This window comes from Pedobacter duraquae (assembly GCF_004362245.1).
Taxonomy (GTDB): Bacteria; Bacteroidota; Bacteroidia; order Sphingobacteriales; family Sphingobacteriaceae; genus Pedobacter; species Pedobacter duraquae.
Genome location: NZ_SNWM01000001.1, coordinates 516627 through 538583 on the forward strand (window position 1 = coordinate 516627; position 21957 = coordinate 538583).

The 21957-nt window shown below is 44.4% G+C and carries 13 protein-coding genes; 5 read left to right on the top strand and 8 right to left on the bottom strand.

The annotated features are described in order from the left end of the window. Positions 1–105 precede the first annotated feature (105 nt). From CLV32_RS02370 to CLV32_RS02390, 5 genes are all read left to right on the top strand, one after another. The gene (locus tag CLV32_RS02370) at positions 106–2574 is read left to right on the top strand and encodes an outer membrane beta-barrel protein (RefSeq protein WP_166641861.1); all 2469 of its coding nucleotides are present in this window, start codon (positions 106–108) and stop codon (positions 2572–2574) included. A gap of 100 nt (positions 2575–2674) precedes the next feature. Next, the gene (locus CLV32_RS02375) at positions 2675–3271 is read left to right on the top strand and encodes a M17 family peptidase N-terminal domain-containing protein (RefSeq protein ID WP_133552000.1); all 597 of its coding nucleotides are present in this window, start codon (positions 2675–2677) and stop codon (positions 3269–3271) included. A 47-nt stretch (positions 3272–3318) separates the two neighbouring features. Next, positions 3319–3537 carry a hypothetical protein gene (locus tag CLV32_RS02380; protein ID WP_133552002.1) on the top strand — a complete coding sequence of 73 codons (219 nt, stop codon included), beginning with the start codon at positions 3319–3321 and terminating at the stop codon, positions 3535–3537. Positions 3538–3751: 214 nt separating this feature from the next. Next, positions 3752–4513, top strand: coding sequence for a hypothetical protein (locus CLV32_RS02385; protein WP_133552004.1), 762 nt, complete (start codon positions 3752–3754; stop codon positions 4511–4513). After that, positions 4494–4712, top strand: coding sequence for a hypothetical protein (locus tag CLV32_RS02390; protein ID WP_133552006.1), 219 nt, complete (start codon positions 4494–4496; stop codon positions 4710–4712). The genes CLV32_RS02385 and CLV32_RS02390 overlap by 20 nt, the downstream gene beginning before the upstream one ends. A 97-nt stretch (positions 4713–4809) precedes the next feature. Here CLV32_RS02390 and CLV32_RS02395 read toward each other — a convergent pair whose 3' ends face one another. The 8 genes from CLV32_RS02395 to CLV32_RS02430 form a co-directional block, all read right to left on the bottom strand. Then, positions 4810–9192, bottom strand: coding sequence for a hybrid sensor histidine kinase/response regulator transcription factor (locus CLV32_RS02395; protein WP_133552008.1), 4383 nt, complete (start codon positions 9190–9192; stop codon positions 4810–4812). A gap of 106 nt (positions 9193–9298) precedes the next feature. Then, entirely contained in the window at positions 9299–10369 is a 1071-nt protein-coding gene (locus CLV32_RS02400; protein WP_133552010.1) for a glycoside hydrolase family 43 protein, read from the bottom strand. Between the two features lie 2 nt (positions 10370–10371). Continuing rightward, the gene (locus CLV32_RS02405; RefSeq protein ID WP_133552012.1) at positions 10372–12027 is read right to left on the bottom strand and encodes a glycoside hydrolase family 28 protein; all 1656 of its coding nucleotides are present in this window, start codon (positions 12025–12027) and stop codon (positions 10372–10374) included. Between the two features lie 14 nt (positions 12028–12041). Further along, positions 12042–13673, bottom strand: a complete 1632-nt coding sequence (locus CLV32_RS02410; protein WP_133552014.1) for a DUF4957 domain-containing protein — start codon at positions 13671–13673, stop codon at positions 12042–12044. A gap of 10 nt (positions 13674–13683) precedes the next feature. After that, entirely contained in the window at positions 13684–15507 is a 1824-nt protein-coding gene (locus CLV32_RS02415) for a RagB/SusD family nutrient uptake outer membrane protein (protein WP_133552024.1), read from the bottom strand. An 18-nt stretch (positions 15508–15525) separates the two neighbouring features. Then, positions 15526–18771: a SusC/RagA family TonB-linked outer membrane protein gene (locus CLV32_RS02420; protein ID WP_133552026.1), complete on the bottom strand. Its 3246-nt coding sequence runs from the start codon at positions 18769–18771 to the stop codon at positions 15526–15528. A 179-nt stretch (positions 18772–18950) separates the two neighbouring features. Further along, the gene (locus CLV32_RS02425) at positions 18951–20207 is read right to left on the bottom strand and encodes a glycoside hydrolase family 28 protein (RefSeq protein ID WP_166641862.1); all 1257 of its coding nucleotides are present in this window, start codon (positions 20205–20207) and stop codon (positions 18951–18953) included. Between the two features lie 98 nt (positions 20208–20305). Further along, a complete protein-coding gene (locus tag CLV32_RS02430; RefSeq protein WP_133552030.1) occupies positions 20306–21952 on the bottom strand; it encodes a RagB/SusD family nutrient uptake outer membrane protein in 1647 nt (548 codons plus the stop codon). Positions 21953–21957 lie beyond the last annotated feature (5 nt).

Genomic DNA, 21957 nt, shown 5'->3' on the forward strand with positions numbered 1-21957 from the left:
TATTTTACTAAACATTCAGTTTACCCGCTTCAATTAACCAATCTTCAGTTTTGCATCAGAATGCAAGAAGATATTTGCCTTATACCTACATCAACACACCTATTCATGCGATTTCTTCTCCTTACTTTTCTCTTTCTTAGTCTCATCCAATATTCATACGCAAAAAACAATGCTGGCAAAGGAAAAATCACAGGTAATGTGATTGATAGCTCCACAAAACTACCTGTAGATTTCGCAACGATAACCGTCTACAAATTGGGATCTAAATCGCCGGTCAACGGTACCAGCTCCGATACCAAAGGAAACTTTGCGGTGACAGGACTGGCAGCGGGCAGTTACCGTGTTACAGTGGATTTTATTGGTTATACACAAAAAGTCTATGAACCCGTAGTGCTAAGCACGGGCACAGCTACCCTGTCGCTAAATACGGTTTTACTGATATCCAGAGATGAGCAGCTGCAAACGGTAACCATCACGGCAAAGGCACCGATTATAGAAAACAAAATTGATAAACTGGTATACAATACGGCCAATGATTTGACAGCACAAAATGGCGTGGCATTGGATGTTTTGAAGAAGGTACGGATGGTGAGTGTAGATATTGACGGCAACGTGGAACTACAGGGTAGTGGAAGTATACGCTTTTTAATCAATGGTAAACCTTCCAGTATCTTTGGGGCAAGTTTAGCTGACGCGCTGCAATCGATTCCAGCAAGCCAGATTAAGAGCGTAGAAGTCATTACCAGTCCGGGTGCCAGGTATGATGCAAATGGTACCGGTGGTATCATCAATATCGTATTGAAAGACAATAAATTTGAAGGCATTAATGGAAGCATCAACTTATCTGCAGGAACCAGGTTGGAGAATGGATCGGTTAATTTAAATGCAAAACGGGGTAATTTGGGTCTTGGAGTGTTCTTTAGCGGAAACAAGCAATTAAACACAGTCAGCAAAAGTTCTTCAGATAGGCTTTCCTACAATAATTCCAGAGATACAGTTAACAAATTTTTTCAGGATGGAACTAACCCCATGCACAGGGGAAGTTATCAGACCGGGGTAAATCTGAATTGGTCAATTTCCCCTAAAGATGAGCTGACAGCCACGCTGGGCTACAACCATTTCAGCAATAACGGGAGCGGCATAACTAACCAGTCGCAACAATACCTGCTGGCATCCACGGGCGGACTGATATCCGACTTACGCAGCATCAGGAATTCTAATAGTAGTTTTAGCGCCAATGCGACAGATATCAGTGTGGCCTATAAAAAGAGCTTCAATAAGGACGGCCATGAATTGGAACTGTTATACAACGGAAGTTTCGGCACCAATACAATCGATGCATCGCAAACCTCCAGCTACCTGAATGAGAATTTCCCGACTACAGGACTGCGGAGCTCAAATCCGGGCAAAGAACGCCAAACGGAGATTCAGTTGAACTATACCCTACCGGTAAGTAAAAAGTTCACTATTGAAACCGGGGGCAAATTTAGTATTGACGACCTCACTAATGGCGTAGTTACGGATACTTTATCAGGCAACAGCGCTTACATCAGGAATGCAAATCAAACCTACGCGTTTCACTACAAACGACAGATTTATGCCGCCTACCTGTCCGCATCGTTTACCTTGTTTCAGGATTTCCTGACCGGTAAAGCAGGCTTGAGGTACGAACGTACAGGTAACGTCGCAGATTTTTCCGGTGCCGATATTGCCGGCTACAATACGTTTGCCCCTTCATTTACTGTACAGCATAAGCTGGATGAAACACAGTCCATCAAACTCGCTTACACTTTCCGGATTGAGCGACCAGATTACGAAGACCTGAATCCATTTTATAACATTAGCGACCCACATAACATCAGTACCGGAAACCCTATCTTGAAACCAGAGGTTGGAAATAATATTGAACTTGGGTACAACAAGACTTTCGAGAAAGGAGCTAATATTAGCTTTTCGGGATATTATAGAAGAAACACCCAGGATCTCCAGGCGATTACTACTTTTTACGATGTATTAACGATTAATGGAATTGATTATCCTGCAGTAGCATTAACGCAACGCGTTAATATCGGCTCGCAAACCTCCGTTGGCAGTAATATCTTTGCTTCTGTACCAGTTACCGATAAATTAAATCTGCGGTCTAACATACAGGCAGGCATACGTACCAACAGCAATCCGGGAAATAGTGTAACTGGATTTGCGTACCGGGTTAACCTAAATGCCAGCTACCAGTTTGCCAACAGTTTACAGGCAGAGGTCTTTGGAACCTATAATGCTAAACAGAAAAACCTGCAGAGCACAAGGCCCTCAGCGTTTAATTACAGTTTGGCGGTAAGAAAACAGTTCTTGAACAAAACTGCGAGCATTGGATTAACCGCTGCCAATCCTTTCAACACCTACCTGAATCAAAGACAGGTGAGCTTTGGCCAGAATTTTAATCAGAACACCCTGCGTATGGTTCCCGTGCAGTCGTTTGGCATTACTTTTACCTACAAGTTTGGTAAGTTGCAGTTCAAGAAAGATTCGAAAGAGGATAATGCGCCGCAACTTCCGGATATAGGCGGCGGTAAGTAATGCCTGTGTTCCGTCAAATCTTAGCCAATCTGGAACAATAGCTTTGTACTAGAGGTATGTTAATTGATATAAGCTTAAACACACTTGATTATTTGACACTATGAAACCCGAAAACCCATTAGCTTTTGATAAAAATGGCATCACCTTTAGTGTGCTTGTACAAAGCCCATCTGCTACCGTTACGCCTCTTCAAATCGTTTGCTTTTTTGACAGCAATAAAAACCAACATTACGAAGGTGGAACCGACGCGGTAAATGCACACTTCTCCGGGGCGATTGCTGAACTCCGATCTAATGGGATTTTCTCTGGAAGGGAGCTCGAAACGCTATTAATCACACCAACCCAACAACAGATTCCTGCTGATCAACTCCTGTTAATAGGGTTAGGTGATCCTGATGAGGTAAGTCTCAATCTGTTTGAAAAAGTGGGCTACCTGATTGTTTTGGAAGCGGCAAAGTTAAACGTTACCGCTTTCTGCTTTGCCCCGAGTTTAAAAGACGCCGGAGTTTCTGGCCTTGCTGCCGATGATGTTTCTGCTGCGTTGGCAAAGGGCATGCAGCATGCCTTGGATACTACAGCAATATTGAGTTCAAAAGGCTTGATGCGGATTAGTGTGCTTAAAAAAATCACTTTGCTGGCTGGTGCGCCACAAGCTGAAAATGCTTTTAAAGGATTACAACGATTTTTCGGAAATTGATTTGCAGCTCCCCTTGTAATATCGCGACAAATATTTAGTTTTATTGCATGAAAACTTTACCAAAGTCTAAACTATATACCCTCATTGCCTTAACTATTTTGCTTGTAGTGGCATCGAGTTTATTTGATAGACATAAAGCTTTAGGCTTAAGTGAAGAACTGACTAATTTCCTTGCAGGATTTATGATCACATTGGCTATCGGGCTGATCCTTACTTTTATCGTAACTGCATTCAATTTAATCCGGGCACGCGCGGGTAAGAAATAGCAATTATTTCATTTTGTCTAAAGATTATTTTTCCCAATTTGGCGGTTTTGCTGCCCTGCATCGCAACAGAAAGCTCAATAACACTGATTTATCTTCCATAACGTTGATTTTAGATCGCCTCATTACGAGAATATATTAATTAATAAATTACTTTATTTCGTTTAATATTTCTTGATTTACGTTCAGTTATATTTATTAATATACTTTAACGGTTATGAGCGAAGATATACCTCAGAAAGTCTTACGTAAGTCTATACCACAAGACTTTTATGTGCTTTGCGTTTTGGGTTATGTAATTAATTTAGATCATAAGCAGTCTGCAGCGTATGTAAATTTACATTTCCCGAACCTGGATCTTCTGAAATGGATGGAAATTTTAGAAAAACTTATCTTAAAGGAAGCAACACCGCCAGTTTATAAAGAGATTACTTTCTCAAAGTATGGAGCCTTAAAAATAGATGTTATCATCGCCGATCATCTTTATGCTGATGATGAATTAGGATTAGCACTACATCGACAATTGAGAAAAGAAGGGCATAAAATGATAGTTGAACATAAGTTATTTAGAGTCCCATCGATCGCGCGAGGAAATAACCTAGCACGCAAAACTTTTATTCCCAGTATACAGCAGTATATAAACATTGATGTTGACTTATTATTAGTAACGACTGGATTAACAGATGGTGGACTAGTTTGGGCTAGATATCATTTCGAAGCAACCGAGAAAAGACAGATGGAGGTAATCTTGGCTAAAGGTAAAAGGATGCTTGATGGCACCAAATTTGCCGCTATTAAAAAGATCTTTGACACATACTATGTATTACACCCTGACGGAGAGCGTTTTCCTATTGTCAGATGGGCGAACATCCCCTTTATGAAGGATATATTACTTGGTACATCATGGGAGGGCGTTATAGATTTTAAAAATAAAGATCAATTACTTAACTTTATAAAATATGTACGTAAGGAACTTTAATTTCGGAGAAGAAGCCTATCCCGAGGACACCCTTGGACAAAGTTCCAGTGTGAAACTTGAACAGGCTTGTTTAGCTGTCCATGGTACTGTGGAAGCAGGTACGTTTTCCCTCAAAGAAGCATTGGCTTTATATGAGGTGTCTATAGAAGATTACAGGGCGTACAACAAATCAGCGCTAACCACTCGCCATTATCTATAGCATAAAATATTTTAGCTAAAAAATAAGAGCGGGAAGACCATCCGGTACTTCCCGTCTCTACCAAATAGGAAACCTGTATGAAGGGTTTACTAAAATCTTAAACCACAGAATCCTGGGGACGTGTGGATTTCAAATATTCTGAAGGCGACATGCCGTATTCAGCCTTAAAGCAGGTGGCAAAATACTTTGCACTGCTAAAACCAACCGCATAAGCCACTTCGGTGATATTTCCTGAGCCTGCATCAAGGTGTTGCCTTGCTCTTTTAATCCGCATAATACGTACAAACTCTACTGGTGCCTGCTGGGTAAGGCTTTTAAATTTCTTGAAAAATGTGGCCCGCGCCATATTGATCATCTCGGCAACGGTATCGATATTGAAGTCTGGATCTGCCATCTTCTCTTCTACAATTTCTATCACTTTCTGCAAAAAGAGTTCATCCCGGGAGGTCACCATCACTTGCCCCGGACTCAGTTCAACCAGCTTTTGCCCGGACACCAGTCTATCTACCAGCCTTTGTCGCTGTTCAATGATGTTCGCTATCGCTGCATACAGCAACTCGTTGTCAAAAGGCTTGCTGATGTAAAAATCTGCTCCATAACGCAAGCCGGTAATCTGACTTTCTACAGCACTTTTTGCTGATAACAGGATCACTGGAATGTGACTAGTTAAAGGGTCGTTCTTCAACTGATCCAGCATCTCAATACCGTCCATCTTAGGCATCATAATATCACTCAAAATAATGTCAGGCTGTATTTTTCTGGCCAGCGCCAACCCTTCTACCCCATCGGCGGCAGCCTGAATTCTGTACATCGACCGCAGGTTGGCCATCAAAAAGGCCCGCATATCTTCATTATCTTCTACCAGCAGAATCAGCTTAGCATCGGTCAGTTCTTCTGCTTCAATCAATGCCGGTATTTTAACCTCCTGTTGTTGCTGCGTTTCGGCTTTGTCTGCTATTTTTGACCAGGATGTTGCTGGTTCTTCTGAAATAGTTCGCTGAACATGTCCGGTTTGCTGCATCGGCAACAAAATGGTAATCATCAGTCCGCCCTGCTCCCTGTTGGTTGCGGAAATGGTACCGCCATGAAGCTCCACCATTTCTTTGGCTAAGGCCAGTCCGATACCCGTACCCTTCATCTGCTGTGTTTCTGGCTGCACACTTTCGTGATACAATTGGAAGATATGCTCCAGGTCATGATCCGGTACGCCGCAGCCCTGATCCGCTACCATAATGCAGACCATTCCGGGTTTGAGGGTATCATTTAAAACAACAGAAATACTTGTACCCGGACTGGAGAACTTAAAGGAGTTACTCAACAGGTTGTAGATCACAATCTCCATTTTATCTGCATCCAGAGACAGGTTGATCTCACCATCAGCAAATACTTTGAAATCGATCTCATTGGCTCTGATTTCTTCTTTAAAATTCTCGGCTATGCCGCTTACAAAGGCCGTTAGTTCTACATCAGACACTGTTAATTTGGCCTGACCGCTTTGCGCTTTCCTTAAGTCGAGCAGCTGATTGACAAACAAAACCATGCGCATGGCATTGCGCCGTACGATCGCTACATAATCGAGTCCCTGTTCAGAAAGTTTTTCTTTCTTCAGGATTTCGTCTATAGGGTTTAAAATCAGCGTTAAGGGTGTGCGCAGCTCATGAGAAACATTCGTAAAAAAGGCCATCTTCAGCGCTGTCATTTTCTGCTCTACGGCAATCCCCTGTCTGAGGTGCAGCATAGTCATCACAATCCTGCGCGTCACTTCCACAGCAATTACGAACAGGATCAGATAGATCAGGTAGGCCCACCAGGTTTTCCATGGTGGTGGCAGGATGGTGATATTGAGCTGTCTGGCTGGCACGTTGGTGTAATTTTCGGGGTCAGGCGACTTCACTTCAAACTGGTAATCACCCGGAGGAAGATTGGTATAAGTGGCCCGGCGCTGGTCTTTATTATCATGCCAGGTGCTATCAAAACCTTTAAGCCGGTATAAATAAGCCTGTCTGTTTCCGGAACGGTAATCAAGCACCGTGTAGTCCAGACTGATGATATTCTGGTTGTACTTAAGGGTAATCTGATCGGTATGGTTAATGTCTTTAGTCAGGATTTTTTGGGGATCACCCAGATCCACATCTTCGTTATTCACCTGTAATCCGGTAAACACGATGTTCGACTGGATGGGATGGTATTGAATTTTTGCAGGATCAAAAGTCAGTATCCCTCTGATGGTGCCAAAAACAAGTAGCCCATCTTTAGTTTCTACACTGGATCCTTCGGAAAAACCGTCATTGGGTACCCCGTCATAGGAGTTAAAATTATGAAAACTTTCTTTTTCAGGATCGAATTTAGAGAGGCCACTTTTAGTAGCGATCCACAACTTTCCAGTTCGATCTTCTTTGATGCTGAGGGTATAATTACTGCCAAGACCGTTCTTTGTGGAATATACCTTAAAGTTCATTCCGGTTTGGGGCTTACCCAGTGCCAGGTTTAATCCGCCACCAGAACTGGCCAGCCACATCCTGTTCTTATGGTCTTTAAGGATATATTGGATGTCGTTATTACCGATGCTTTGCAGACTGCCCGGTTGTTTGCTATAGGTGTTGAACGTAAACTGATCGCCTTTTGGGGTGCCGATGACCAAGCCGTCGGTTGAACCAATCCATAAACGCCCCTGTCCGTCCAATGCCAAATGCCTGATTTTGTGAAAGCGATTTGGATAGCCATTGCTGCCATCGTAATAATGTTTAAAATCGGCACTGACCGATGGGTTCATGATGTTGAGCCCGGTATCAAACGTACCAACCAGTAGTCTGCCTTTGGCATCCTCAATCACCGAGTATACCTGATCGCTGCTTAGCGAGCCTGGGTTTGCTGCGTCATGCCGATATTGAGTAAGCCGATAGCTGGTTTCTTCTGCATTGAGTGGCGTAGCCTTAAAAAGCCCCTTTTCCTTGGTGCCCAGCCATACAATTCCCGCTTTAGTCTGGAAAATGGTATATACGGCGCCCATACCGCCTTGCGGAACGCCTGTAAAGGTTATATTTTGCTGCTGACCGTTTTTATACACATAAAGCAGGTTGCTTTTTGCCCCCACCCAAAGCCTATTCTGGCGGTCGGAAAGCATGCCACGAACTTCATTATCTGATTTAAAAAGTCCGGGGTCAGCAAGCAGGCGTTGTTTAAAGTCATTGGGGTTAAAAATTACTTTCTCCAGTCCTCGCTGATCGGTATGCAGCCACATCACCCCTGCCGGATCGTAGAATGCTACAGCAACCAGGTTCGACATTCTCCGCGTAGCGGCACCTGGTTCATTATAGAAATACCTGAACTTTGCCGCGGCAGTATCGTAATAGCCGAAACCGCCATCCCGTAATACCGACCATACCGTTCCATTTTTATCTTCAAATACCTTAAAATGATTCCGCGGTACCATGCTGGAGGCATCATTTTTCTGTCCGAAAGTGGTAAAGGTTTTGTTTTTGGTCTCGTAACGCGTTACCCCTCTTTTTTCCGGTTGTAACCAGAGGCTGCCCGTCCGGTCTTCAAAAATGGAGAAGAATGCATCCCCGCCAGTGCTGTCTTCACGTACAGTTCCCGATTGGGGATTATAGGTAATTAAGGCTCCGCCGGATGAGCTGGCATACAGTTCACCTGTAATTTTCCCGATGTGCAGGGCGTTAATCTTCCCCTTGCCAAGCAAAACTTGTTTGAGCGCCTTACCTGAGGCATTAAACGCAAACAATACTCCAGCAGCGGTACCGAAATATAGGTTTTGACTATTGCCTGCTACGGCCGTAAAGGAGGTATTGGTAGCTACTTGTCTGACGTCAAATGTTCCTGACGATTTTCTGGTTAAGGCTATTAAGCCTTGTGTAGTACCCACCCACAATTTATTGTGAGCCTGTCGGTAGAAAAAATTTACAGTCTCTGACTGCGTGTTAGCCCCTTTATTTTTTGAGTTTGCAAAGGTGTAATATGGAGAGCGATTGCGCGTGACATCGGCAACGGCAATTAATCCATTGCTTACTGTACTTACCCAGAGCATGCCATCATCAGCTGAAAGGATTCTGTCAAATACAATCTTCTTTTTTAGACTCAGGATCTCAGACAAGGGGGTAAACTGCTCAGTATCCTTATCAAACCGGTATACTTCACCATCGTAGGACTTTATCCACAAATGATTTGCAGCATCTTCAAAAATCTGGTCAATCCTGTCATTCTTGATCTGAGATTTATCACCAGGAACTGAGGTGAAGGCGGTAAACTGATGTCCGTCGAAACGGTTGATGCCATTCCAGGTACCGAACCACATGTATCCTTCCCTGTCTTTGAACATACAGGTGATGATGTCGTGCGACAGACCGTCTTCCGTAGAGTAGTGTTCCAGTTTTACCGGAGGCTGGGCAAAGAGCTTTCCATACATCGCCAGAAACAGCAATATCATGTAAATAGGCTTTACTATGCTAGTAAATTTCTTCATCCGTTCACTCCTCTTTTTATTTGGTTAATATGTGGTAAACACAGCTCTTAAAATTACCATTAATTAACCGGATAGCAAGTTTTAAAGCGCCTTACCGCTGTTTCCTTTAAGTTTTAATGGGATCTATTGTTACTATTTTTCCCCCAGGCGTAATCTCAAGCGGACTTACTTTTACATTTCTCAAGTGGTTTTTACCAGACAGCTGGGTATCATGATAATACAGGTACCACTTCCCTTTGAACTGCAGGATAGAATGGTGTGTTGTCCAGCCCGAAACAGGTTTGAGCACCACGCCCTGATACGTAAATGGGCCATATGGACTTTTACCTGTTGCATAAACGATCTTATGGGTATCGCCTGTAGAGTACGTAAAATAATAAAGGCCCTTGTTTTTAAATACCCATGCTCCTTCAAAGAAACGGCGTTCGTGATCTCCGGTTAGAAGTGGCTTTCCGTTTTCATCAAGGATCACTACATCTTTGGGCTGCTCAGCAAAGCTCAGCATGCTGCCGTCGATTTTGGCGATTTTAGGTGTTAATGCAGGCTCATCTGCTTTACGCAGGTCCTTGCGTTCTTCGGCAGCGTCATAAGTTCCTTTCGCCCATTTTGCAAGCTGACCGCCCCAGAGACCGCCAAAATACATGTAGGTGGTTCCATCATTTTCCTGAAAAACACAGGGATCAATGCTGAAGCTTCCGGGAATAAATGTCGGTTCTGGTATAAATGGCCCTTCGGGCAATTTACCTATAGCCACCCCCGTTCTGAAGATGCCTTCACGATCACGTGCTGGAAAATAGAGGTAGTATTTACCGTTTTTGACGGCAACATCTGGCGCCCATAGTTGGCGCTCCGCCCATCTTACATCACTAAGTTTAAGCGCAACGCCATGGTCTCTGGCTGGCGTCCCTATATTATCCATGCTCAGTACGTGGTAGTCCTGCATATCATAGTGGTCGCCATTGGTACTCGGTTTCCCTGTATTGATATCATGCGAAGGATAGATATAAATTTTTCCATTAAACACATGCGCAGATGGATCAGCCGTATAAATTGAACTAATGACCGGTTCATTGGCATAATGAATAACCTTTTTTGTCGTATCAGGCTTTTGCTGCCCCTGTACAGTTACAACAAACAGGCTTATGCCTAGGGTTAGTTGGGTGATTCTTTTAATCATTTTTACCGGCTAATTTCAAACTGTGATTTGGTTGCGCCATAATTAAATGTGGCACTGGTTTTAGCCGTTGAGCTATCTGTTTTTTCAACTGTAATTGCTTTTGAGCGATCGCCGTTAATGCTAAATAAAACATCTACCGGATTGATCGCTTTCAATTGGTTAAAAGCAATATTTTTGCTGTTCTCGATATTAATGAGCGGGCTGGACTCATCGCATTGCAAGGTTACATTCTTCAGACTTACGTTTTTAGCTTCCATGATATCAGCACCACGGTGCGATCTGATGCTTACGTTTTCCAGGAAGATATCTTCTATACTCATTTCAGGTAACCCACGGATCAGCATCGCACGTTCAGCACCTTCGCAAACAATGTTATTGATATAAAATTTACGGAATTTAGGTGTACCGGCATCTACTGCCGGGATGTCTACTTTGCCATTGGTTTGCGCCAGCGTTTGTGCTTTGGCAAAGTAATACATATCAAACAAAATGGCATCATGCACGACGTTGTGCATGCCAATATTTTTAATGAAGATATTCTCTACAATACCTCCGCGACCGCGGGCTGTCTTAAAACGCAAGCCAATATCGGTTCCGATAAAGGTACAGTCGGATACAAAAATATCATGTGCTCCGCCCGACATCTCGCTGCCAATTACAAAGCCACCATGTGCACGGTAAACGGTATTGTTCTGAATTACGATATAGGCTGCTGCTTTTCCGCGGGCACGTCCTTCTTCGTCTTTTCCAGATTTGATACAAAGTCCGTCGTCTCCCACATCCAGGATACTGTTTTTCACCGTCACGTAAGTACAGGATTCAATATCCAATCCGTCGCCATTCTGTGCGCTCGGCAAATTTCTGATCTGAATGCCATCAATTGTTAGATTTTCGCACAGGATCGGATGGATTCCCCATGCTGCTGAATTCTGGAATGTTGCACCCTGGATCAGGATCTTTTTGCAGTTGTTGAGTACCAGCATATTGGGCCGGAAAAAATCTTTGACAGCTTCATAATCCTTCAAGGTTTTACCTTCTTTAAAATAGGTGCTTTCAGGTTCTTTTTCTCCTTTGAGGTATCCTTTGGAAGGATACCAGGTTTTAGCATCAGGGCCAACCAAGCCTCCGGAGGTGGTCAGGGTTTTCCACTCGCCTTCAGTAAGTTTATCCTTTTTGACCGGTCTCCATACTTCACCACGGGCATCAAAAATCCCTTTGCCGGTGATTGCAATATTGGACAGATCGGATCCGGAGATCGGGCTTTGATTTCGGATGGATTTTTTACCCTCAAAGTTACCTTCTACCAATGGATACTGACTTTTATCGCCTGTAAACTGGATCAATGCGGCACTGGCTGCATGCAGGTTCACATTGTTTTTTAATACAATCGGTCCTGTAAGCCATACCCCCTGCGGTATAAGCACTACGCCGCCACCTTTGGCACTGCAATCGGCAATAGCCTTATTGATCGGCAAGGTGTTTAAGGTAATTCCGTCTGGGCGTGCGCCATAGCTGACAACGTTGAAGGTGTCCTTTTTAAAGCTGGGCAATGCTGACTGAGGCAAATTAGCCCAGGAGTATTTCTCCTGGGCATTTGCTGTTTCGATAAATACCACTCCTAATAGGGCAAGGGCAAGTAATTTCTGGTATCGTTTCATGATGATTTTGGTATTTAGTACGTCCATCTCGGATCGCCAATCGGGCTTCCCGAGTTACTGGCTGTTCTTAGTGGAGAAGCTGCCGGTAAGGTAAAGTTTGTTGTTGTGAGTGTCCAGCCTAAAGCAATGCTCTGGTTGTTTGCCTGTGAGGTATTGGTGGTTGGCAAAGTAAGCGTAGCACCACTTCCATTGGTAAAGTTGAATGTGTTGTTGTTGCTGAACACAATTGTTGATCCTGCACCTGAAGCCCTGATTGCTACACCGTTTACACTTCCTGCCGAACGTGGGGTATTGGCGATAATGCTGTTAGTTACATTGAACTTAATCGGGTTCGCATTCGCATCCAGCAACACATAACGTGCGTTAGAGCCGAAGTTATTGAATGTTGAATAATCTATGTTGATCGTCGGAGGAATCGGAACTACTGTTGACGCGGTGATCAACGCCTGACCAAAGTTATAGAACGTTGACTTCGTGATGTTCATCGTTGTAAACTGCAACTTATCCAGGTGGAAACAGATATAGCTCAGGTTGGATCCGATATTGTAAACCAAAGAATTTTTAACGACAATCTGATCCATCTTGTAATCGCCCCTGTTGGCGCGCATCAAGCTGGTCTGTGCATCATGGATAGTACAGTTGTTGATATTAACCTGCGTAAATACCGCTGGCTCCGCATCGGCTAGTACACCAGTTAAGTTGATAAAATATAAAGCGCCGGAAGCTGTTCCGTCAAGTTCCAGACCGTCAAGGATAATCCCTGCTCCTGTTCCCTTTAAGGTAAATTCACGATAGTTAACTTTTGTATCTGCAGGATTACCTGAGGTAGATTTTAAGGTAATAGTTTTTGATACCAGGTTAAAAGTATTTGTTCCTGCACTGTAAGTACCCGGACGCAAACCAATTACGGCATTATTTGCTGCATTATTGATAGCCGCAGTAATGTCATCGCCTGGGTTTAGGATGACAGAATAAACAACAGGTGCTGGTGTTTTGATGTTCAGGATACCTTTGCTCCTGCCAGCCTGATAAATTTCCGTGGAATACTCCAGGCCACCGGTAAGTCCGGTGATCACTTTCACCCCTGTCGTGGCTTCGGATGCAGAAATCGTATAACTTGCTTCGGCTGCGCCGGTAGCGGTCATGGTTATTTTATCCAGACCAGTTGTCGGTTTCCACCTTAGGGTTACCTGTGTTTCCAGCACTTCGGCATCACGTACTGGCAAGAACAACTGCTCGCCAGAGATGGAGAATCCACCTACACTGGTGATCCATTGTGATTCTGGTTGTGTTTCTGTTGCCAGTGCTTTAATCCGTACCCAGTATTTTTTACGGACACTTACTTTGGCATCAGTCACGATAACGCCTATGGTATCTACCTTGATACTGAATTCAGTACTTTTAAAGGTAGAATCCTGTGAGAATTCTGTCATATACGACAGTTTCAGGTTTGAACTCAATACGGGTTTGGTCCAGGTTACTTTTGCGGTAGTCTGGTCGGTACGCACACTAACGCCGCTTACTTTAAACAAACGTTGTGGCTCCAGTCCTTCGTTAGGATCGTCTTTCTTGCATGCGGAGAAAAACGTAAGCAGCAGCCCAAATAGTAATGCCAATGCTGGAAATGAAATTTTATATGTTCTCATTGTGATCAAATTAATAGCCAAAATTCTGAACCGTATTGGTATTGTACAGCAATACAGTTTGATGGAAAGGAAATACTTCCTTCTGATTAGGAACAAAGAATGTAGCAAAGCCCGAAGTTGGTCCCGAGATGAATTCTTCGTTCAACGAGGCACGCCAGTTTTTGGTGGTGTAGCCTGTTGGTGCGCCGGTTACACCCAACCCTGGCTGGAACAGGGTAACCGAAGGGGAACCTCCATAGGTATCCAAAGAATTGAATTCCAGTTGGGAGTTGATGACGTTATAGGCTGCTGCTTTTGAATACACGTATTTAGGTACGTTCACATAAGCACCCTCGCCATTCATCAACTGACGTAACTTGATGCGGGTATCGGCAAAGATCTGAAACATGTTGTTCCAGCGTAATAAATCATATTTACGGATAGCTTCGCCGCCGAACTCCAGCAACCTTTCTTTAACGATGGCGTTGAAAAAGCTGGTATAATCTGCAGGAGCCGCAGGAATCCGGGATTCAAAACCTACAAAGGCACGTTTTCTAACTTCCAGTAAAGCACTTTGTGCTGCTGCTGTTGGTCCGTTTAGTTCATTTTCTGACTCGGCAAACATCAGCAAAATATCTGCGAAACGCAGTACCGGCCAGTTTACAGCTAAGGTTTGGGTAGTACCTATGATATTAGTCCAGGAACGTCTGAACTTGTTATCGGTCATGTTGTTCAGCGTATTCATTACTTTCTGACTGTTTGCATCAATCTCGTAAGAGGCGATGGTTACATCCCTGCGGCAATCGCCAAGCTGATCATATTCATAAAAGTAAGTTGGGATTGCTGTCATACCGCCACCACCACCACCAAACCGTGATGCTGAGTTGATGCGTAGTCCGTTATAATAACCCAGTTTGGTATCTGTGCGTGAGCCGGCACCATAAGCACCAACTTCGAACATCAGTTCATAATTGGCATCAGCACGGGTGCTGCTGTGCAGCGATTTAAACACATCTTCATAAATCGGGTTCAGGTTGTGCTGATCGCGGCGCGCCATCACATCCTTGCATTCATCGTTGGCAATCTGATAGTATTTTTTGTAGTCGGCGCTTCGCTCCATGGTATGCGTAGCTTTATTCATCATATAACCACCTCTGAACAAGGCAATTCTGGCACGTAAACCTTTGATCGCGCCTTTAGTAAAACGGGTGCTGGTATAGCCAGACTCCGAACGCCAGGGTACCAGGTCTTCTGCTGTTTTCAGATCTTCAAGCAAACGATCCAGAATGGCCGTTCCCGCTGTTACCGGCACATCAAGCGCGGTAATATCACCCGAAGGCTCCCACTGCGCCACTACGCTTCCCCAGTTACGGACCAGTGTGAAGTACAGTAAAGCACGTAAGGTTAATGCTTCGCCCAGATATTTACCCATAACGGCTTTGTTTCCTGAACCTGTTGCGTATAATGGAGAATTGGTAATACCTTTTACACAGATGTTGGCACGTTCGATACCGGTATACAGTTGTTTGAAGCCGTCAAGCAGTTCTCCGTTTTCTCTGCTTGCTCCATACATGCTTATCCCACGACGGTCCTGTGCGCTATAACTCCCCGAAGTTTTAAACTCATCGGTAGATAAAGACCAGATTGTGCCCTCTTTGGTAATTCCATTATCACCCGGTAATACATTATAGATTCCTATAATGGCAGTATTGGCGTAAGAAGGACTGCTGAAAGCAGTTTCCTGGGATATTGTTGAAGGATCTTCTACATCCAGGTATTTTTTACAAGATGTAAATCCTATGGTGATATAGCCTGCAACTAGCAGCAGACAAGCTTTTTTATATGTTGATTTCATTTTCTTTGATTTATGTTGTTAAAAACTAACATCGATACCGGCCAGCACATAGCGACTTCTAGGATAAGCAGCATAATCTACCCCTGGAGTAAGTGGACCTCTGCGGGTATTGGCTTCAGGATCGTAACCGCTGTACTTGGTAAAAGTGTACAGGTTATTTACTGTGGCATACACACGGAACCTCGAGAATACTTTGGTTCTCGACAGGAATTTCTGTGGTAGCGAGTAACCCAGGGTTACGTTGCTTACCCTAAGGAATGAACCGTCTTCAATAGCATAAGAAGTTAAGATATACTGACCACCTGGTGGCGTCCAGAATGTGGTATTCTGATTCAGTGCAGCCAGTTTTGCAGGGTCTGTTACTTTTACCCCTGTCTCATCAAACATTTTCCAGCGATCGGCAACTACACCAAGCATGTTATTGTCTTTATACAGATACTGACCTGTAAACTCAGTTTTATTAGCGTTATAGGTTTTGTTACCAATAGAGAAGTTCATAAACACACTCGCATCAAAGTTTCCTAAAGTAAACTGCTGGTTGATACCTCCGGCGAACTTTGGAAAGGCATTGCCCAAAACCGTTTTATCGGCTTCGGTAATATCATCACCAGCAGCGCCGGATAGTTTTTTAAGCTTCATATCACCCGGTTGTGGATCTCTGCCACCCAGCGCAATAGATCTTGCATTTGGGATGCCTGCTTTTAATTTATAGGAATATGAATTTGCTGTTGAGTTGAAAGTAGCATCAAAATCGCTTAACTCATAACGCCCGTCAGCAACATAGCCATAAAACTGCCCAATCGGGCCACCTACCTGAGCCAGGAAGTCGAACCCATTGATACCTCCCGAGGCTACAGAATAAGAGCTGTTGGGGTTTCCGTATTGGTCTAAACCAAGGCTTTCGATCTTGTTGCGGTTAAAGGAAATGTTGAAGTTGATGTTATAACTGAAATTGTTGGTATTCACTACGGCACCGGCCAACTGAAGCTCCATACCTCTGTTGGATGTAGCGCCGATGTTTTGCTGTTGGGTGCTCCAGCCTGTAGTTACAGGGACCTGAGCTAACAGCAGCAAATCCTTGGTGTTGTTTTTATACATATCAAATGTTGCTGTTAGGCGACTGTTGAACAGGTTCAGATCCAGACCTAAGTTCCTGGATACTGTAGTTTCCCATTTGATGTTTGGATTAGCCAAAGCATTTGGCGCAAATCCTGGTGTAACAGCGTCATCTACAGCATAGCCGTAGTTACCGCCGCCAAGGTAGAGCACTTTCCACAGATCGGTTCCGATCCTGTTGTTACCCCCGGCACCGTAACTTGCTCTGATTTTGGCACTGCTTAGCCATTGAAGATCCAATCCTTTAACAAAAGGCTCTTCGGTTAATCGCCATGAAACCTGTGCTGAAGGAAATAAGGCATCTCTGTTTCCTGGCGCAAATAATGACGAAGCATCATTCCTTACGATTACCGAAGCCAGGTATTTATCTTTATAGGTATATGAAGCACGACCGAACACAGAGAATAACCTGTTGGCACCCTGCGAGGTTGTTGGCGCATCCTGCACCCCACCCGGAGGCGGCGTAGCTTTCTGGATCCCTGCAAAAGCCTGCTCTGCCGTCAAATCTACCGGTAACCATTTTGTTGAGGTAGCCTGATTTTTGGTATTGCTCTGGTTGATCTCCTGACCTAACAAAAAGTTAAACTTATGATCGTCCTTAATTTTAAAATCGTAGTTGATGGTGTTTGTATTGGTGATGGTGAGCGTTGATCCGTTACTAATCGTAACCACCGGCATGTTTGCATTTTGCCTGGCAATACCGGTTACGGCACTGTTGAACTGATCTCCCCTACGCTCTCCATTGGTAATCCCGAATAAAGTTTTGATAGATAAACCCGGAATGATGGTGTACTGTGCATACGCACTGGTGATCATCTGGTTGTTATAATCGTTTTTTGTTACGGAGTAGGCACCGAGTACGGGACTGATCAGGTTGGTTAGATTGGCATAGTCAGGATCAAACTCATCGACGATGGTTGTTTGTCCGGGTTCATCATAAGGGCGGTAACGAACGGCGTTTCTTAGGCTGTTGTTACTCTGACTGCCTGTGTTGGATGTTCCGGCACCGAATACCATCTGCCGACTGTATCTGGCATTAAAGCCAAACCTGAATTTCTCAGAGCTCGAGTTATCAAAACGGAAAGATACATAGGTTCTTTTCGCACCAGAATTCAGCATGATCCCGTCTTCCTTGTAATTGTTGACGTTCAGGTTATAGCTTGATGTTTTTGTACCACCATTGATGGTTAAATTTTGGGTATAAGATTGAGCATCGCGACCAAATACACGATCCTGCCAATCTGTAAAAGGCACATTCTTGTAAATCTCAAGATCGCTGAATGCTCCATAAGTCTTCGTAAAAGCATCTTTTGTTTGCTGATCTGTGTTGTTGTTATACAACTGATACTGATACATCACGAAATCGTAAGGCTTCAATACATCAAGGCTATTGGTAATTTTGCGCACCCCACCAAAGGCACTAAATGAAACTACCGTACGTGAGTTTTTACCTGATTTGGTAGTGATGAGTACCACCCCATTGGCACCCCTGGCACCATAGATTGCTGTGGAAGCGACATCCTTCAATACGTCGATAGACTCGATCTCCTGTGGGGAAATTACCGATAATGCATTGTCCACCTGCACACCGTCAACGATATACAAGGGCGAGTTGTCCTGCGTAATGGAACCACCACCACGCACACGCACCTGGATATCCGCACCTGGCTTACCCTCGGAAGTGATAACGGATACACCGGCCAGTTTACCAGCAAGTGCTTCTGCTGCTGTTGCTACCGGAAAATCTTTCAGATCGCGGGCACTTACAGATGATACTGCCCCGGGGATTGAGTTTTTGTTTACAGTACCATAACCGATATTTACAACGGTAACTTCCTGTAAGGCATTTTCGTCGTCCTGCTTCATTTCGAACAGGACTTCCGACTGGTCGCCCACAGTAATTTCTACAGGCTTAACGCCGATGTAGCTGGCAACAAGCACAGGCTTTCCGGTACTGGGGACATTGATTTTGAATTTTCCGCTCTGATCTGAGCTGGTTTGTGTTTTGGATCCTTTGATCGTAATGGTTACGCCAACCAGGATCTCATCATTTTTACCGACTACCCGTCCTGTTACCAGGCGCGTTTGCGCCCAAGCGGACGTAGAAAAAAGTAGCAATAAAAGAACGTAAAGTAGACCTTTATTCATAGCTGTTTTGGTTAGTTCATCGGAAGCTGAGCGGGCGCTCGATCATCCGATGGGGTTAACTGATTATATTTGGTTTATCTTACAAACATAATCTGCAGCGTACCTTTCAGGGGTTCAGAAATTGGTACAATAGGTTCAAAGATTGGTCAAACGACACTAAAAAGGCACATTATTCCGTTTTACTCCAATCCCCTGGCATCCGAATGGTATTGTTGAATTACGGATTTATCCTGGACAATGAGCTTACTATTTATAAACGATATGTCTTTTGCATTGGCGATGATTCCTGCTTTTTTGGCGGAAATGGCTACGTTTTCAAAGCTGATATTCTGGAGCGGAGATTCTGGCAGTCCCCAGAGTCTTAATGCATATTCTGCATTGGTAACTGTTACGTTTTTGAATTTGATATTCCGGTATGTTGGGGTGGTGGTCTTTACCGCTGCTGCAGTATCCAACTCAGGACTTGCAGGTTCTTTAGGGTAATAAGCGGATATATAAATCGGCGATTTTGAGTTTTTGATGGTAATGTCTGAGTAGCTTACATTTTCAACAATTCCACCCCTGCCGCGCGCACTCTTAATGCGCAGTGCCGAGGCTGTACCCTCAAAGCTGCATTCGCTCACTTTAAGTCCGTTTAGGTTTCCTGCAGTATAACTGCCAATAGAAAGTCCGTGTCCGGAAAGGAAGGTACAATTGCGGATCAGGATTTGTGTGCAGGCGGGTAATCCGGTAGCATCTTTTCTGCTGCCAAAGTTTAAGGCGATATCATCATCGCCAGTGCTGAACGTACTTTGCTCAATAGTGCAATTACGCACAGAGATATTGATCCCGTCGGTATTATGGGAATTTTCTGGTGCCTGCATGCTGATATGGTGAATATAAACATCCGTTCCGTCTTTTACAGAAAGGTGGGTATTGGGTGGATTTAGGAACGTGATACCAGATATTTCCAGGCGTGTTGGGTTTACGAGGTACACCATTTGTGGTCTTCTGTATTGAAGCTTCTTCGCATCAAACTGTTGCCACCAGATTTCTCCCTGCCCATCAAGCGTCCCGGTACCTGAGATCTTAATATCTGTAGCGTCTTTGGCTTCGATAAAATTGCCGTAGTGACCGTCTTCAAGCACGTAACTGCTGATTTCGTTATTAAGGCGCAGCGTAGCGCCGGCATCCAGCTGCAGATTGATGTAACTGTACAGTTTCAGCGGGCCACAAAGGTAGATCCCCCTGGGCACAACAACTTTACCGCCACCCAGGCTGTGCAGCTGATCCAACGCCTGCTGGATGGCTTGGGTTGAAGATCGTTTCCCTGTGCCATCAGCGCCGAACGCTGTGATGTTTAGCGTGCGGTCTGGAATGCTTGGTGAGGCAGTATGTTGTGCATTTGAGCTGCTTGAAGCAGCTAAGAGCGCAATCAGGATTGAAATATATTTCATTTGTGTACAAGTCATGTTGTTGGTGGAACAATATAAACAATCAGGCGCCATCCGGTACTAAACGGAGGCGCCTGAAATTTATTGAGCGTATTACAATATTATTGATAGCCTGGGTTTTGTTTGAAATCAGCACGGTTGGTCACTGCATCGAGTTGCGATTGAGGAATCGGCCTCAGTAAATGGAAGGCCTGAATATTCGCTGCCGCATCCGGGTTATCAGCTTTTACCCTGTCAACCAACTTACCTGTACGCTTTAAATCAAACCAGCGGATCTGCTCACCGGCAAACTCACGCGCACGTTCGTCAAGGATGAAATCCAGGTTGATTTGACCTTGTGTTACCTGCATAGCCGCTACTTTACCAGCTTTTGCTGCCCTGGTGCGCACGATATTCACATAATAAGCTGCTGAGTCCAGTTTGCCGAGTTTAAATTCTGCTTCAGCAGCGTTCATATACATCTCAGCAAGTCTGATGACGAATACGTCCCTGGCACTCTGCACCTCATTGGAGCTTGGGCGGGTAGGATCAGCAAATTTTGACAGGGTAACATAGTGGTTGTTATCCAGATAAGAGCCGTCTGCTTTATAGGTTTTGTTCCGATCATATGTACGGTATACCTTTTTTGCCTGGTCTGCCAGAGGAACCACATTTTTAGATACAAATACAGCAGTATCGCCAAGGTTCATCCCTGCGGGGCGGGTAGGACTGTTGGCATACCATACGGTTTGGAATGAGCCGTCGTAGCGGGCATCATTTGTTTCGTTAAATAGGTTTAGCAGAAATAAAGTTGGTGCATAGCGTACAAACGGACGACCGTAAGGGATATCTCTGGTTAATCCGGGCTGATCATCGTATTTCATGACGAACAACATATGTCCGTTGTTTCCGCCCCTTCCATGTCCGTTCGGGAATAGAATTGGATCTTTTAAATCGTTCAGACTTAGGTTTGCAGAGTAGTTTACGGCGTAAACAACTTCTTTATTCTGCAGGTTGCTCATTTTCCAGAGGTCTGCGTAGTTGGCCTGTAATGACAATCCGTAGTTCTTGATTACGTCATTTGCCATATCGATAGCTTCCTTGTTCATACCTCTGGTGAGGTAAATCCTTGATAAAAATGCACGTGCAGCAGGTTTGGTAACGCGACCGTAATCTGTAGTCGTTGCGGGCAGGTTAGCCGAAGCAAAGATCAGGTCTTTGATGATCTGATCATAAAAGGTAGCTACAGGTGTTTTGTTCGCTGTAGTTACAATTCCATTAGTTTCCTGAAGGGTAAAATGTACATCGCCCCAGGTTTCTACGATATGCCAGTAATAAAAGGCACGCAGGAAACGCAGTTCCGCTTCGCGGGTTGTTGCTGTTGCAGCGGGGTATCCGGCACCAGAAATCCTGTTGATCCCGGTATTACACAAATTTACCGCAGCGTAGAGCTGTTGCCATTCTGTGGTTAGGGCAACGCTGTTACCGGTAAGGTTGATATAACGGTTTAGCTCAGGGTACACATCGCCAGATCCAGCGGTCCAGATATCGGTACCCATTTCTGACAGGCTATATCCGTCTTCTTTACCATACCACCAGCGCTGGTACTCGTAAGCTGCATTAACTAAAGTCTCGAAACCTGCAGGCGTAGTAAATACGGCTTCGGCAGTTAACCCACCAGGGTTATATTCCTCCAACTGTTTCTTGCAGGAGCTGCAAGCTAAGACCGCCAATCCGGCCCAAAGTATATAAAGGTTTAGTTTTTTCATGATTC